Here is a 14,189-nt window from a genome sequence, read left to right on the forward strand (position 1 = left end):
TTTTTTTGCGTTCAACGATCACATCCCCTTGCGCCGCTCCGCCCGTGCCATGCGCTGCACTTCCTGGCGCACCTCTTCCAGCACTTCCTGTACGTACAGAATGTGGCGACTGGAAACCTCCCGCGCGTGTTCCGCCCTGCCTTCGATAATCGCCAGGTACAACTCCCGATGCTGCGTGATCAGCATGTCGCGGGTTTCGGTGCGCTGCTTGTACATGCCGCCGATATTGGTCACCACGTTGCGCTTGAGCAGATCGAACAAGCCACGAATGGTGTGCAGCAAAACCGCGTTGTGACTGGCCTCGGCAATCGCCAGGTGAAACTTGGCATCCGCCGCGCCCTCTTCCGCCCGACTGACTTCATCGTGCCGCGAATAGCAGTCCTGCAATTCATTGAATGCCGCAGTCAGTCGCTCGCGATCGACATCCGTAGCGCGTAACGCCGCGTAATAAGCACAGGACGCTTCCAGAGTATGGCGAAACTCCAGCAGGTCTCGTTGCGCTTCAGGATTACTTTCCAGCAGTTGCAGCAATGGGTCACTGAAGGTCGTGCCCAGGGATTCCACCACATAATTGCCGCCGCCCTGACGACTGACCAGCAAGCCCTTGGCCGTCAGCTTTTGAATGGCTTCGCGCAGCGAAGGACGCGATACACCGAATTGCTCGGCTAACGCGCGCTCGGCCGGCAAGCGCTCACCCGCCTTCAGCGTGCCTTCGAGGATCATGCCCTCCAACTGCTCGACAATATCGTCAGACAAACGGCGCTGACGAATCTGATCAAACCCCATAACTCGATTTCTCCACGATCCCGACGGCTCGCCGGGGCTCTATTCTGGCCGATTCGCGCTGCGACAGCACCTGCCAGAAAGCAATTACCCAAGCACAGCAGGTGCCCGGTCGGGCCACACCTCAGACAAAAGTTTTAGGGCGGCAAATTGACACACCGCCTACAAGGCTTTTACCCTAGCCAACAGCGATTGTAAATTGGTATTACCAATTACCCAAGAACGCTGAACAGTGCCTGACCAACAACAATTAGGGGCCACCCCATATGCAAACCTGGCAACAGCTCTACAGCCCGCTCGGCAGCCTCGGTTTATCCGCGCTCGCAGCCGTCATTCCCATCGTGTTTTTCTTCCTGGCCCTGGCCGTGTTCCGTCTCAAAGGACACGTTGCCGGCAGCATCACGCTGGCCCTGTCGATCCTGGTGGCGATCTTTGCCTTCCAGATGCCCGTCGACATGGCGTTCGCCGCCGCCGGGTATGGCTTCGCCTACGGCTTATGGCCGATTGCCTGGATCATCGTGGCGGCCGTGTTCCTCTACAAACTGACGGTCAAAAGCGGCCAGTTCGAAGTGATCCGCAGCTCGGTGCTGTCGATCACCGACGACCAGCGCCTGCAAGTGTTGCTGATCGGCTTCTGCTTTGGCGCCTTCCTTGAAGGTGCGGCCGGCTTCGGTGCGCCGGTGGCAATTACCGCCGCGCTGTTGGTAGGCCTGGGCTTCAACCCGTTGTATGCCGCAGGTCTGTGCCTGATCGCCAACACCGCTCCGGTAGCCTTCGGCGCGCTGGGGATTCCGATCATCGTCGCCGGCCAAGTGACCGGCATCGACGCATTCAAGATCGGCGCCATGACGGGCCGCCAACTGCCGCTGTTGTCGCTGTTCGTGCCGTTCTGGCTGGTATTCATGATGGATGGCCTGCGCGGCGTCCGAGAAACCTGGCCGGCAGCATTGGTCGCGGGTTTGAGCTTCGCCGTAACCCAGTACTTCACGTCCAACTTCATCGGCCCGGAACTGCCGGACATCACCTCGGCCCTGGCCAGCCTGATTTCCCTGACCCTGTTCCTGAAAGTCTGGCAGCCAAAACGCGCTGCAGGCCAACACATCGCCGGTGCCGTTTCGGCCTCCGTGGTCACCGCCAGCGCCGGTGGTTTCGGCCAGAAGCGCAGCACCGTTGCCTCGCCTTACAGCCTGGGAGAGATCTTCAAGGCCTGGTCGCCGTTCCTGATCCTGACCGTGCTGGTCACCATCTGGACTTTGAAACCGTTCAAGGCGATGTTCGCCGCCGGCGGTTCGATGTACAGCTTCGTGTTCAACTTTGCCATCCCGCATCTCGATCAAATGGTGATCAAGGTCGCGCCGATCGTGGCCAACCCGACCGCCATTCCAGCAGTGTTCAAGCTCGATCCTATTTCCGCGACAGGGACGGCGATTTTCTTCTCCGCGCTGATCTCGATGCTGGTGTTGAAGATCAATCTCAAAACTGGTCTGACCACTTTGAAAGAGACCTTTTACGAACTGCGCTGGCCGATCCTGTCCATCGGCATGGTGCTGGCTTTTGCCTTCGTCACCAACTACTCGGGCATGTCGTCGACCATGGCCCTGGTGTTGGCCGGCACTGGCGCAGCGTTCCCGTTCTTCTCGCCGTTCCTCGGTTGGCTGGGCGTGTTCCTGACCGGTTCCGACACCTCGTCCAACGCGCTGTTCAGTTCGCTGCAAGCGACCACCGCACACCAGATCGGCGTCAACGACACTCTGCTGGTCGCGGCGAACACCAGTGGCGGAGTGACCGGCAAAATGATCTCGCCACAATCGATCGCCGTGGCCTGCGCCGCGACTGGCCTGGTGGGCAAGGAATCGGATCTGTTCCGCTTCACCCTCAAGCACAGCCTGTTCTTCGCCACGATTGTCGGTTTGATCACCCTGGCTCAAGCCTACTGGTTCACCGGCATGCTGGTGCACTAAGTACGACACGCGACATGGAAAAAACCGACGCCGGACCACGATTCCGGCGTCAGCTATTCACAACCCGGTCTGCAAGGCTGCTGAAAGAATCTCTCTCTATATTCAGCAGCCTCAGCGGACGGATAACCGGGCCCACCCGGAGACACGCCTGATGAGCGAGCTTTTTTACAACGCCGTGCCGAATGCGACCCGCGTCGCCCCGCCACTGCCCGAGCCTCGGCAATACCCCAGCGAGAAACCGCAACGGGTGTACCTGTTCGGGACTTGCGTAGTGGATTTGTTCTACCCGCAAGCCGGAATGGACGCGATTCACTTGCTGGAGCGCGAAGGCATCCGTGTCGAGTACCCGCAAGGGCAAAGCTGCTGCGGTCAACCGGCCTACACCTCGGGTTACACCGAGCAGGCACGGACCGTGGCGCGCTCGCAACTGGCGCTGTTCGCCGGAGATTATCCGGTGGTGGTGCCATCCGGTTCCTGCGCGGGCATGTTGCGTGAACACTATGCCGACTTGTTCAAGGACGAGCCGGACACGCTGAAACAGGTTCAGGCCCTGGCCGCCAGAACCTACGAACTGGCCGAGTTCCTGTTGTTTGTCTGCAAGGTGCAGCTCAATGACAGTGGCGAGCCGGTAAAAGTCGCGCTGCACACATCGTGTTCGGCACGCCGTGAAATGAACACCCACCTGCACGGCCGCGAGTTGTTGGCGCAACTGAGCAATGTGGAGCGTGTCGACCACAGCCATGAAAGCGAATGCTGTGGCTTCGGTGGGACTTTCAGCGTCCGTATGCCAGATATTTCCGGCGCGATGGTGGCTGACAAGACCCGCTCGTTGAAGGAATCCGGCGCGCACAAGGTACTCAGTGCCGACTGCGGTTGCCTGATGAACATCAACGGCTCGCTGGAAAAGCAGCAGGAAGCGTTGCGCGGCCAGCATCTGGCGAGTTTCCTCTGGCAACGTACCGGGGGTGCCCGATGAGCGCCGCCGAGATTATTCCTACGGTTACCGTAGAAGAGGATTTCCGCACCCGGGCTCACGAGGCCTTGGGGGATGCGCAATTGCGAGGCAACTTCCGCAAGGCGATGGATTCGCTGATGACCAAACGTGCGGCCGCTTTCAGCGATGCCCACGAAAGAGAACATTTACGCGCGCTGGGCAATGCTGTCCGCGCCCGTGCGTTATCCAAGTTGCCCGAATTGCTCGAGCAACTAGAACAGAACCTGACCCGCAACGGTGTGACAGTGCACTGGGCGGAAACGGTGGACGAGGCCAATGGCATCGTCCTCTCGATCATCCGCGCTCACGAGGGGCGGCAAGTGATCAAGGGCAAATCGATGGTCAGCGAAGAGATGGAGATGAACCATGTCCTCGCTGAACAGGGCATTGAATGCCTGGAATCGGACATGGGCGAGTACATCGTCCAGCTCGACCACGAGAAGCCTTCACACATAATCATGCCGGCGATCCACAAGAACGCCGGTCAGGTCGCGTCCTTGTTCCACGAAAAACTTGGCGTGGAATACACCAAGGACGTAGACCAACTTATTCAGATCGGTCGCAGGGTCCTGCGGCAGAAATTCTTCGAAGCGGACATCGGCGTCTCCGGTGTCAACTTCGCCGTGGCCGAAACCGGTACCTTGCTGCTGGTGGAAAACGAAGGCAACGGTCGTATGACCACCACAGTGCCGCCGGTGCATATCGCCGTCACCGGTATCGAAAAAGTCGTGGAAAACCTGCGCGACGTGGTGCCGCTGCTGTCGCTGCTGACCCGCTCGGCGCTGGGCATCCCGATCACCACCTACGTCAACATGATCTCCGGCCCACGCAAGGAACATGAGCTCGACGGCCCACAGGAAGTGCATCTGGTGCTGCTCGACAACGGTCGCAGCCAGGCCTTTGCCGACAGCGAATTGCGCCAGACCCTGAACTGCATCCGGTGCGGCGCCTGTATGAACCATTGCCCGGTCTATACCCGAATCGGCGGCCATGCCTACGGCGAGGTTTACCCCGGCCCTATCGGAAAAATCATCACCCCACACATGGTTGGCCTGGCGAAAGTCCCCGACCACCCGAGCGCCTCTTCGTTGTGCGGCGCCTGCGGTGAAGTCTGCCCGGTAAAAATCCCGATCCCTTCGTTGCTGCGTCGTTTGCGCGAAGAGAACGTCAAGGCACCGGACAGCACCCATCAAGTGATGCGCGGCCAAGGCAGCAAGTACTCGCGCAAAGAGCGTTTCATCTGGAACGCCTGGGCGAAACTTAATAGCTCACCCACGCTGTATCGCCTGTTCGGTCTGGCCGCTACTCGCCTGCGTGCCCTTACACCCAGCAATGTCGGCCCGTGGACGCAAAACCACAGCGCCCCGAAACCCGCTGCCCGCTCATTGCATGACATGGCTCGCGAGCATCTGGCCAAACAGGGAGATCATTGATGAGCGCCAAGCAAAACATCCTCGCCAAATTGCGCAAAAGTCTGACAGGCACCACGCCGGTGGCTGACAACTTCGATGTCGATCTGGTGACGCAGCCTTACACCTACGCTGCCGAACAACGCATCCCGCAACTGCGCAAACTGATGGAAGCCGTGCACACGGAAATCCACCTGACGTCAGGTGAGGCCTGGCCAGAATTGCTCGCGCAGCTGCTGCAGGATCGTCAGTTGCCGAGCCTGTTGATCGCGCCGACCACACCTCACGGACAACGTGTCGCACAACACTGGGAGAAAAATCCTGGCTTGCCAACACTCAAGGCCTACGATCGCCCAGTGGAAGAATGGAAAGCCGAACTGTTCAACGACACTCCGGCGAGCCTGACCACGACCCTCGGTGCAATCGCTGCCACCGGCAGCCTGATTCTCTGGCCGACACGGGAAGAACCGCGGCTGATGAGCCTCGCGCCACCGGTGCATTTCGCCTTGCTCAAGGCCAGTGAAATCCGCGACAACTTCTATCAGGTGCAGCAGGAGTTCGAGTGGGCCCAAGGCATGCCGACCAATGCGCTGCTAGTCTCCGGCCCATCGAAAACCGCTGACATCGAACAGGTGCTGGCCTACGGCGCCCACGGTCCGAAAGATCTGGTGGTGTTGATCCTGGAGGACCAATGAGTCTACCGGCCGCTTTCCTGCGTGACGCGCAGCAACTGATTCCCCGGGAGCGTCGCTTCGACGACCCGTTGTCGACCCTGGCTTTCGGCACCGACGCCAGTTTCTATCGCTTGATTCCGCAACTGGTGATCCGTGTCGAGTCCGAAGAGGAAGTAGTTGCACTGCTGAAACTGGCCCAGCGCGATCAAGTGCCGGTGACCTTCCGCGCCGCCGGCACCAGCCTGTCCGGACAAGCCATCAGCGATTCAGTGCTGATCGTCCTTGGGGATAACTGGAACGGGCGCGAGATCCGTGGCCAAGGCACGCAAATTCGCCTGCAACCCGGCGTGATCGGCGCACAGGCCAACGCATGGCTGGCGCCGTTCGGGCGCAAGATCGGCCCGGACCCGGCGTCGATCAACGCCTGCAAAATCGGCGGTATCGTCGCCAACAATGCCAGCGGCATGTGCTGCGGCACGGCGCAAAATACCTATCACACCCTGGCCGGCATTCGATTGGTGCTGGCCGATGGCAGTCGTCTCGATACCGAAGATGCCGCCAGTGTCGCGGCGTTTCGGCAAAGCCACGGTGGGCTATTGGAGCGCCTCGCAACGCTGGGCCGGGAGACCCGCGCAAATGCCGAACTGGCTGCGAAAATTCGCCACAAATACCGTCTGAAAAATACCACCGGCCTGTCACTCAACGCCCTGGTGGATTACGACGAGCCTGTGGATATCTTGAGCCACTTGCTGGTAGGTTCCGAAGGCACGCTCGGCTTCATCAGCGCGGTGACTTACGACACAGTGATCGATCACCCGAACAAAGCCTCGGCGCTGATCGTGTTCCCGGATGTGGAAACCTGCTGCAACGCGGTCACCGTACTGAAAAGCCAACCGGTGTCGGCGGTGGAACTGCTGGACCGGCGCAGCCTGCGCTCGGTGCAAAGCAAACCTGGCATGCCCGCTTTCGTACAGCAACTGTCGAACAATGCCTGCGCCCTGCTGATCGAATCCCGCGCCGCATCCTCCACACTACTGCAGGAACAACTGGCGCAGATCATGGCGTCGCTGGCGTCTTTCCCGGTGGAGAAGCAAGTCGACTTCACTGAAGACCCGCTGGAAAACGCCCGACTCTGGGCGATCCGCAAGGACACCTTCCCCGCTGTCGGCGCCGTGCGCAAAACCGGGACCACGGTGATCATCGAGGACGTGACTTTCCCGGTGGAACAACTGGCCATCGGCGTGAACCGGCTGATCGAGCTGTTCGACAAACATCACTACGACGAAGCGATCCTTTTCGGACACGCTCTGGAAGGCAATCTGCACTTCGTCTTCACCCAAGGCTTCAACAACCCGGAAGAAGTCGCACGCTACCAGGCGTTCATGGACGATGTCGCGCAGTTGGTCGCGGTGGAATTCGGTGGCTCGCTCAAGGCTGAACACGGCACCGGACGCAACATGGCGCCGTTCGTCGAGCTGGAATGGGGCAGCGATGCCTACCAGTTGATGTGGCAGCTCAAACGCCTGCTCGACCCCAACGGCATTCTCAACCCGGACGTCGTGCTGTGCGACGACCCGCAGATCCATCTCAAGCATCTCAAGCCGTTGCCGGCCGCCGACGAGATTGTGGATAAGTGCATCGAATGCGGCTTCTGCGAGCCGGTCTGCCCGTCGAAAGGCCTGACCCTGAGCCCGCGTCAGCGCATCGTGATCTGGCGTGACATCCAGGCGAAAAAACGCGCCGGGGTCGACACCCGCGAACTTGAAGCCGCGTATGAATACCAGGGCATCGACACCTGCGCTGCCACTGGCCTTTGTGCGCAACGCTGCCCCGTGGGAATCAATACCGGCGAACTGGTGAAAAAGCTTCGCGGCCAGCACGCCACTCATACGAAAACCGCCAATTGGCTTGAAGGCAATTTCGCCACGGCGCTGCAAGGCGCGCGTTTCTCCCTGCACGTGGCCAATGGTGCGCGGATGCTGCTGGGCGCACCAAGATTGGCGAAGTTATCGGCAACGCTGACACGTTTGTCCAAAGGTCAGGTCCCCCAATGGACCAACGCCATGCCGCAACCGGAAAAAGCCATTCGCTTCAGCCCGACGGTGACGGATGAGCGTCCGCGCGTGGTGTATCTGGCCGCGTGTGTTTCACGCGCCATGGGCCCGGCGGCCGGCGACAAGGAGCAAATGTCGCTGTACGACAAAACCCGTGGCCTGCTGGAAAAGGCCGGTTATCAGGTGGTCTTCCCGGACAACCTGGACAACCTCTGCTGCGGCCAGCCATTCGCGTCCAAAGGCTATGCCGAACAAGCCGAACACAAACGCCAGGAGCTGATCGGTGCCCTGCTCCATGCCAGCCGTGGTGGTCTCGATCCGATCTATTGCGACACCAGCCCTTGTACTCTGCGTTTGACTCAGGACCTGGGCGATGTGCGCCTGGACCTCTACGATCCGGTGCGTTTCATCCGCACGCATTTGATGGATCGACTGGACTTCACGCCGCAGGACACGCCGATTGCGGTGCATGTCACGTGCAGCACCCAACACCTTGGGGAAAGCCAGGCGCTGATCGATCTGGCGCGCAAGTGCAGCAAAAACGTGGTCATCCCCGAAGGCATTCATTGCTGCGGATTTGCCGGCGACAAAGGCTTCACCACGCCCGAATTGAATGCGCATTCACTGCGCACGTTGAAGGACGCGGTGCAGTATTGCAGCGAAGGCATTTCCACCAGCCGCACCTGCGAAATCGGCCTGAGCCAGCATGGCGGAATCGATTATCACGGGCTGGTTTATCTGGTGGATCGTGTGACGCAAGCACGCCCGATTTAAGGACGCTGGATTGAAAAGGGGTATTTTTTGCCCCTTTTTACTGTGCATCGCCATCCTCCACCCGCAAAAAAAAACCGAATTCCTGCGCGCGGCTATAGTCATTTAGCTAGGCCCTGTGAAAGGGCTTATAACCACCTCGGCCAGCGGCCCGCTTCACCGGCAGCACCGAGCCCTCATGCGCAAGGAGATAACCATGAAGCACACTGCAATTGCTGGATTGTTCATCGCTGCTGCAATGTTGGCGTCGCCGGTGTTTGCGGCGGATAAAGATCTGTGTGCCGGGAACATTCAACAAATAAGCGATTTCGTGGACAGCGCGCCGTCCCTCCCGGAAGGCACAATGGACTCCGTCAAAGCTGCCCTGACAAAAGCGAAAGAAGCTCAGGCCGCTGGTAACGACAAGGACTGCGTGGAAATTTCCTCTGGCATCATCACTAAAATGCAGATTCGCAACCCTACCCGGAACTGATACCAGACAGGGCCAACCTTCGGGTTGGCCTTCCGGGGCACATTGACGTAGACTACACAGGCTTGTTGCTCATCGTGATTCACGAGCAATGAGTTCGGGGCCGTTTAGGATTCGACGCCGGTTGCGAAACTTTAGGTGCATGCCGAGTTGGTAACAGAACTCGTAAATCCACTGTTGCAACTACTTATAGTTGCCAATGACGAAAACTACGGCCAGGAATTCGCTCTCGCTGCGTAAGCAGCCTTAGCCCTGAGCTTCTGGTACCTTCGGGTCCAGCAATCACCAGGGGATGTCTGTAAACCCAAAGTGATTGTCATATAGAACAGAATCGCCGTGCAGTACGTTGTGGACGAATCGGCTAAAACTTACACAACTCGCCCAAAGCACCCTGCCCGTCGGGTCGCTGAGGGTTAACTTAATAGACACGGCTACGCATGTAGTACCGACAGCGGAGTACTGGCGGACGGGGGTTCAAATCCCCCCGGCTCCACCAAATGATCAAAAAAGACGTCCACGGACGTCTTTTTTTGTGCCTACGACCCAGCAAATACGCGGCTTCCAGCGCTTTTGCCGTCTTTTGGGAGTTTTTGAGTTCCAGCCATTCGGGTATTCCAGGCGGTATTCCAGCTCATCCGGTGCTAGTCTTTGGAATACCGAATCAGTGCCTGAGGAGAATCTCATGCCTGCTCAAAACCTCCGCCTCTCCGATCGACAGCTCAAGGGAGTCAAACCCGCGTCCAAGGATTACGTCCTCACTGACGGTGATGGTTTGCAGCTCCGCGTACGCAGCAACGGCTCGTTGCTGTGGAATTTCAACTACCGCGAACCGGTGACCAAGAAGCGCATCAACATCGGCTTCGGGACCTACCCCGAACTGTCACTGGCGAATGCACGAAAGATGGCAGTCGATGCGCGCGAGCTGCTCGCCCAAGGCATCGATCCGAAGGTGCAGCGCAATACGCTGAATGAAGCCAAGCGCGCAGAAACGGAACACACCTTCGAGAACGTGGCCACCGCTTGGTTCGAACTCAAGAAGGACTCGGTCACCCCTGCCTACGCCGAGGACATTTGGCGGTCGCTCACGCTGCACGTGTTCCCCGATTTGAAGACGACACCACTCACGAAAATCACCGCGCCGATGGTGATCGCATTGCTTCGTCCAATCGAAGCGAAAGGCAGCCTGGAAACGGTCAAGCGTCTTAGCCAGCGGCTTAACGAGATCATGACCTATGGCGTGAACTCCGGCCTGATCTTCGCCAACCCGCTCAGCGGTATCCGAGCGGTATTCAAGAAGCCCAAGAAAGAGAACATGGCTGCGCTTCCGCCCGAAGAGCTCCCCGAGCTCATGCTGGAGATCGCGAACGCCAGCATCAAACGCACGACGCGCTGCCTGATCGAATGGCAGTTGCACACGATGACTCGCCCCGCCGAGGCGGCAACTACTCGGTGGGCAGACATCGACTTTGAAAGGCGTGTCTGGACTATCCCACCGGAGCGGATGAAGAAGCGCCGCCCACACAGCATTCCGTTGAGTGATCACGCTGTCGCACTGCTGGAGTCACTGAAGACTCACAGCGGACATCGCGAATACGTCTTCCCTGCAGACAGAAATCCACGCACCCACGCCAATAGCCAGACCGCCAACATGGCGTTGAAACGCATGGGATTCCAGGATCGGCTGGTCAGCCACGGCATGCGCTCGATGGCCAGCACCATATTGAATGAACATGGGTGGGACCCGGAGCTCATTGAGGTCGCACTGGCGCACGTCGACAAGGATGAGGTGCGGAGCGCCTACAATCGAGCCGACTACATCGAGCGCCGGCGTCCGATGATGGCCTGGTGGAGTGAATACATCCAAAAAGCGGCCACCGGTAGCCTGCTCGCTTCGGCATACGGTCAAGCCAGAGACAGGAATGTGGTACCAATCCGCTGATTGCCGCTACAAGAGCAGTGACAACGGCGCTGACTTGGACTGCGTCGCTACTCGGCGAGATTGGTTAACAGCAGTTCCTGATTACCTTTGTGTAGAGTCAGCTAGAGCCCCATGGATTGAATCATCTCACTCTCGCTAACCGCTTCAGGCGTCACGACCGCATCCTTTAGCATCAGCTTGCCTCGAAGTAGGCGATCCAAATGAACATCGAACGAATCAAATTGCGGGTGTAGTACAGCAGGAAGATGAATGTGCACGTCTTTCTTCTGACCAATTCGATAGACTCGGTCAGATGCCTGCGCTTCCTTTGCAGGGTTCCAGTGGCGCTCCAAGTGCACAACGTGGTTGGCACCAACCACTGTCAATCCAACCCCTGCAGCTACTGGTGACATGATCATCACGTTGAAACCAGGCTTCGATTCGAAAACAGTGATCAGTTTCTTGCGAGTCAACTCGTCAGATTTCTTTGCAACTGCTGCCGTGTCACCATTGATAACAGCCACATCCAGTCCATAGATCTGGTCCAACCAAAGCTTCAGGATTCTCTGAAGCCGCTTGGTGACCATGAACAAAATGACCTTCTCTTCGTTCTGCCGGATACGATCAAGTAACTCCAGCAGCACTGCCAACTTCCCCGACTGCGCCATGTTTGCGCGCGCCTCGCTGGCATTGCTGGCCATCAGTTTTGTTTCTTCGCGAAGACACGGATGGAGCGAGATCTCACGCAACTGGGCCAATGCCGCCAGTGCAGTACCTCGCATGTCCTCGGTCGCACGTCGAGCACGAAAATCATTTAGTACTGCATCGTACGCCTGTAGCTGGGCACCCTTCATACAAACGGAAAGATGTGCCGCATGTAGCTGCTGGCCGCCCTTCGGCTGCTCCACACCGCTATGGATGGTCTTGCTGGGAAGCCCCTTCAGTTGATCTTCCTTGATGCGACGGAGCATAAACCTGCCGACGGCCTCGCGTAGCCCCGCGCCGAACTTCCGCCTTATCTCATCCTTTTCATCCTCTGCTGCGGACAGGATTGGTTTGATCCAGCTATCGCGGAACTGGCCCCATCCTCCGAGAATGCCTGGCTGCGCGGTGTCCATCAGGCACCAGAAATCCCCCAGGCTGTTCTCGACCGGTGTGCCAGTTGCCAGCAGCTTGAAATCCGCCTTCAGTCCTTTTGCCGCTCGCGTCTGCGCAGCATTGGGATTCTTGATGTTCTGCGCTTCGTCGAAGATCACCAAGCCCCAGTCAATCCTGCACAGTGAAAACTGGTAATCCCTGAGTGTCTGATAAGTGGTCAGTACAAGGCGGCGATCCATGTCCAGGCGATGTACCCCAGCCTCCGGGCCGATGGAAAGAGCGTAACGAATGGCATCGTCAGCCATCACTCCATCCTCATCAATCAGAGAAGCCAGCTGTGCCGACTCCCGCTCAGCCCCCTTGACCTTGAAGCGACTCAGATCCCTTCCCGACTGTAGTACCACGATGTCCCGGAAAGGGATGCCCTTGAAAGTCTGATTGACCTCATCCTCCCAATTCTCCAGGAGGCTTAAGGGTGCCACGACCAGAACTGGCTTCTGCGCACGTTCCGTAACTTTCTGACGGGCAAGGTATTCACCTACCGTCACCAATGACATGTAAGTTTTGCCAAGGCCCATGTCGTCGGCCAGCAGTCCACCCTGAAGCCGGTATAGATCACCATGATCATCCTGAACTGCCGACTCCAGCAGCCCAAGCATCCATTCGACACCCTCCCGCTGGTGCGGGAACGGCTGGCGAGCATAGGCTCCCCAATTAGGCTCATGCGCTGGTTTGGCCTCACTTGCCTTACACAGCAAAGCACTGTTGATCTCGTCGGCATCGTGCAGCAGTACGCTGACTCGCTCCTTCGGACCCACCGATGGCTCCTCATCAGAAGGCAAGTCGGTTTCCGGGTCTACCAAGGACCTCTCGACTTTCTTCAGCTGCTCATCGATTCGAACATGGTCGGAGATATCAATGACTTCTCCGGCGAAAATCATGCTGTCTGCGCCCTGCTCCTTGGCAGCCTTGTAGACTTCGGTGAAGCGTACCAAGTCCTCTTCGGATTGCACCAGGGTCGGAATGATCTCTGCGGGCGCCGGCCGTGAGTCAAGCGCGAACCAGTCATTCTTCCGATTGTCCAGGTCACCAAACTCCATGTGCTGGAGCTTGCCGATTCCGGTGACACGAATTGAGAAACCAAGATCGAGATTGACCAGGGCCGCATCCAGGAAAGCACTGGGAGTAGCGATGAACTCGGCCACTTTGTCAGCAGGAATACGCTTGTTACTCAGCACCTCCTTGATCGCCGCCATTTTCTGCGGCTCGAGAAGCACCACCCGATTGTCGATTCGCAAAACGCCGCCATCGGCCCCTATATCCAATTGCGACCAGCGTTTCTCTAATTGGTCCGGCGTAGAGCCATCTCCCAAGCTGGGGCTGAGCATTAGGCTGCCATTGGGCAATCGAGTTGCAATGACACCGATATTTTCAGGCACCACCACATCCAGCCTGTCGAAATGGCTGAGGTCGATACGCATACCACTACGAGCCGCAGTCTGCAGCTCGGCCATCATACGCAGATTGGCTGCCTCCCCTCGTTGCTCGGGTAGCAAATTCTGGTGGCGTTCCCAAGCCATCAAACCCATCAACTCGGCCGGGGTCAGTCGATAGGACTCTGTTGAAGTGAGAAAAAGCAGTGGCCCCTTGCGAGTGAAAGGTACTTCAACGGACTCGGATAGAACCGCCAGATCAATGCGGAAACCGCTATTCCCCGTTCTACCACCGATCTTACTGGCGAAGGTCATGTTGAAGCGTCGCGGCAGCCGAAGAATTTCCGCCTGCTCTTCATCCGTGCCTGCAACGTCCTCGGCAGCAACATGGAATCCATTGGCCAGGGGCTCAGCTATGCCCTGCTCCTGCATCATGCGCAGAACGACCATCTGGACCTTCTGCAAGGAATTACCCTTTCCCTCCAACAACGCTGTATACGCTGTCTTGTCCAGATAGAAATTCACACCATCCGAGTCCGCCGCGTGGGAGAAGCCCTGCTGGTTACTTAGCGTTACCCCCCCTTCCCCCAGCAAGCTTTTGAAGATGTCAGCTAGTCCCATGATC

Annotated in this window: 9 protein-coding genes and 1 other RNA gene; 8 read left to right on the forward strand and 2 right to left on the reverse strand. The window is 58.2% G+C overall.

What is annotated here, in order from left to right; genetic code table 11:
• Positions 1–18 precede the first annotated feature (18 nt).
• The gene (locus ACNYC6_RS09705; RefSeq protein WP_419712106.1) at positions 19–786 is read right to left on the reverse strand and encodes a GntR family transcriptional regulator; all 768 of its coding nucleotides are present in this window, start codon (positions 784–786) and stop codon (positions 19–21) included.
• A gap of 263 nt (positions 787–1,049) precedes the next feature.
• On the opposite strand from ACNYC6_RS09705, the gene ACNYC6_RS09710 reads away from it, so the two are divergent.
• From ACNYC6_RS09710 to ACNYC6_RS09745, 8 genes are all read left to right on the forward strand, one after another.
• Complete coding sequence (locus ACNYC6_RS09710; RefSeq protein WP_419712107.1) at positions 1,050–2,744, forward strand: lactate permease LctP family transporter; 1,695 nt, start codon at positions 1,050–1,052, stop codon at positions 2,742–2,744.
• A 151-nt stretch (positions 2,745–2,895) separates the two neighbouring features.
• Positions 2,896–3,720 (forward strand): (Fe-S)-binding protein, encoded by an 825-nt coding sequence (locus ACNYC6_RS09715; RefSeq protein ID WP_419712108.1) that lies wholly within the window; start codon positions 2,896–2,898, stop codon positions 3,718–3,720.
• A complete protein-coding gene (locus tag ACNYC6_RS09720) occupies positions 3,717–5,171 on the forward strand; it encodes a LutB/LldF family L-lactate oxidation iron-sulfur protein (protein WP_419712109.1) in 1,455 nt (484 codons plus the stop codon). The genes ACNYC6_RS09715 and ACNYC6_RS09720 overlap by 4 nt, the downstream gene beginning before the upstream one ends.
• Positions 5,171–5,842 carry a LutC/YkgG family protein gene (locus ACNYC6_RS09725; RefSeq protein ID WP_419712110.1) on the forward strand — a complete coding sequence of 224 codons (672 nt, stop codon included), beginning with the start codon at positions 5,171–5,173 and terminating at the stop codon, positions 5,840–5,842. The genes ACNYC6_RS09720 and ACNYC6_RS09725 overlap by 1 nt, the downstream gene beginning before the upstream one ends.
• Positions 5,839–8,649: an FAD-binding and (Fe-S)-binding domain-containing protein gene (locus tag ACNYC6_RS09730; RefSeq protein WP_419712111.1), complete on the forward strand. Its 2,811-nt coding sequence runs from the start codon at positions 5,839–5,841 to the stop codon at positions 8,647–8,649. Before ACNYC6_RS09725 ends, ACNYC6_RS09730 begins: the two co-directional genes overlap by 4 nt.
• A 193-nt stretch (positions 8,650–8,842) precedes the next feature.
• Complete coding sequence (locus tag ACNYC6_RS09735) at positions 8,843–9,118, forward strand: hypothetical protein (RefSeq protein WP_419712112.1); 276 nt, start codon at positions 8,843–8,845, stop codon at positions 9,116–9,118.
• Between the two features lie 96 nt (positions 9,119–9,214).
• Positions 9,215–9,611, forward strand: a transfer-messenger RNA (tmRNA) gene (ssrA, locus tag ACNYC6_RS09740).
• Positions 9,612–9,797: 186 nt separating this feature from the next.
• Entirely contained in the window at positions 9,798–11,054 is a 1,257-nt protein-coding gene (locus tag ACNYC6_RS09745; RefSeq protein WP_419712113.1) for an integrase domain-containing protein, read from the forward strand.
• A gap of 101 nt (positions 11,055–11,155) precedes the next feature.
• Here ACNYC6_RS09745 and ACNYC6_RS09750 read toward each other — a convergent pair whose 3' ends face one another.
• Positions 11,156–14,185, reverse strand: coding sequence for a DEAD/DEAH box helicase (locus ACNYC6_RS09750; RefSeq protein WP_419712114.1), 3,030 nt, complete (start codon positions 14,183–14,185; stop codon positions 11,156–11,158).
• Between the last annotated feature and the right edge of the window lie 4 nt (positions 14,186–14,189).

The sequence above is a fragment of the Pseudomonas sp. NFX224 genome, assembly GCF_048565165.1.
Lineage (GTDB): Bacteria > Pseudomonadota > Gammaproteobacteria > Pseudomonadales > Pseudomonadaceae > Aquipseudomonas.

Bases quoted from the DNA above. Each gene is read 5' to 3' on its own strand.
- ACNYC6_RS09705 (WP_419712106.1), bottom strand. From the start codon at position 786: ATGGGGTTTGATCAGATTCGTCAGCGCCGTTTGTCTGACGATATTGTC.
- ACNYC6_RS09710 (WP_419712107.1), top strand. From the start codon at position 1,050: ATGCAAACCTGGCAACAGCTCTACAGCCCGCTCGGCAGCCTCGGTTTA.
- ACNYC6_RS09715 (WP_419712108.1), top strand. From the start codon at position 2,896: ATGAGCGAGCTTTTTTACAACGCCGTGCCGAATGCGACCCGCGTCGCC.
- ACNYC6_RS09720 (WP_419712109.1), top strand. From the start codon at position 3,717: ATGAGCGCCGCCGAGATTATTCCTACGGTTACCGTAGAAGAGGATTTC.
- ACNYC6_RS09725 (WP_419712110.1), top strand. From the start codon at position 5,171: ATGAGCGCCAAGCAAAACATCCTCGCCAAATTGCGCAAAAGTCTGACA.
- ACNYC6_RS09730 (WP_419712111.1), top strand. From the start codon at position 5,839: ATGAGTCTACCGGCCGCTTTCCTGCGTGACGCGCAGCAACTGATTCCC.
- ACNYC6_RS09735 (WP_419712112.1), top strand. From the start codon at position 8,843: ATGAAGCACACTGCAATTGCTGGATTGTTCATCGCTGCTGCAATGTTG.
- ACNYC6_RS09745 (WP_419712113.1), top strand. From the start codon at position 9,798: ATGCCTGCTCAAAACCTCCGCCTCTCCGATCGACAGCTCAAGGGAGTC.
- ACNYC6_RS09750 (WP_419712114.1), bottom strand. From the start codon at position 14,185: ATGGGACTAGCTGACATCTTCAAAAGCTTGCTGGGGGAAGGGGGGGTA.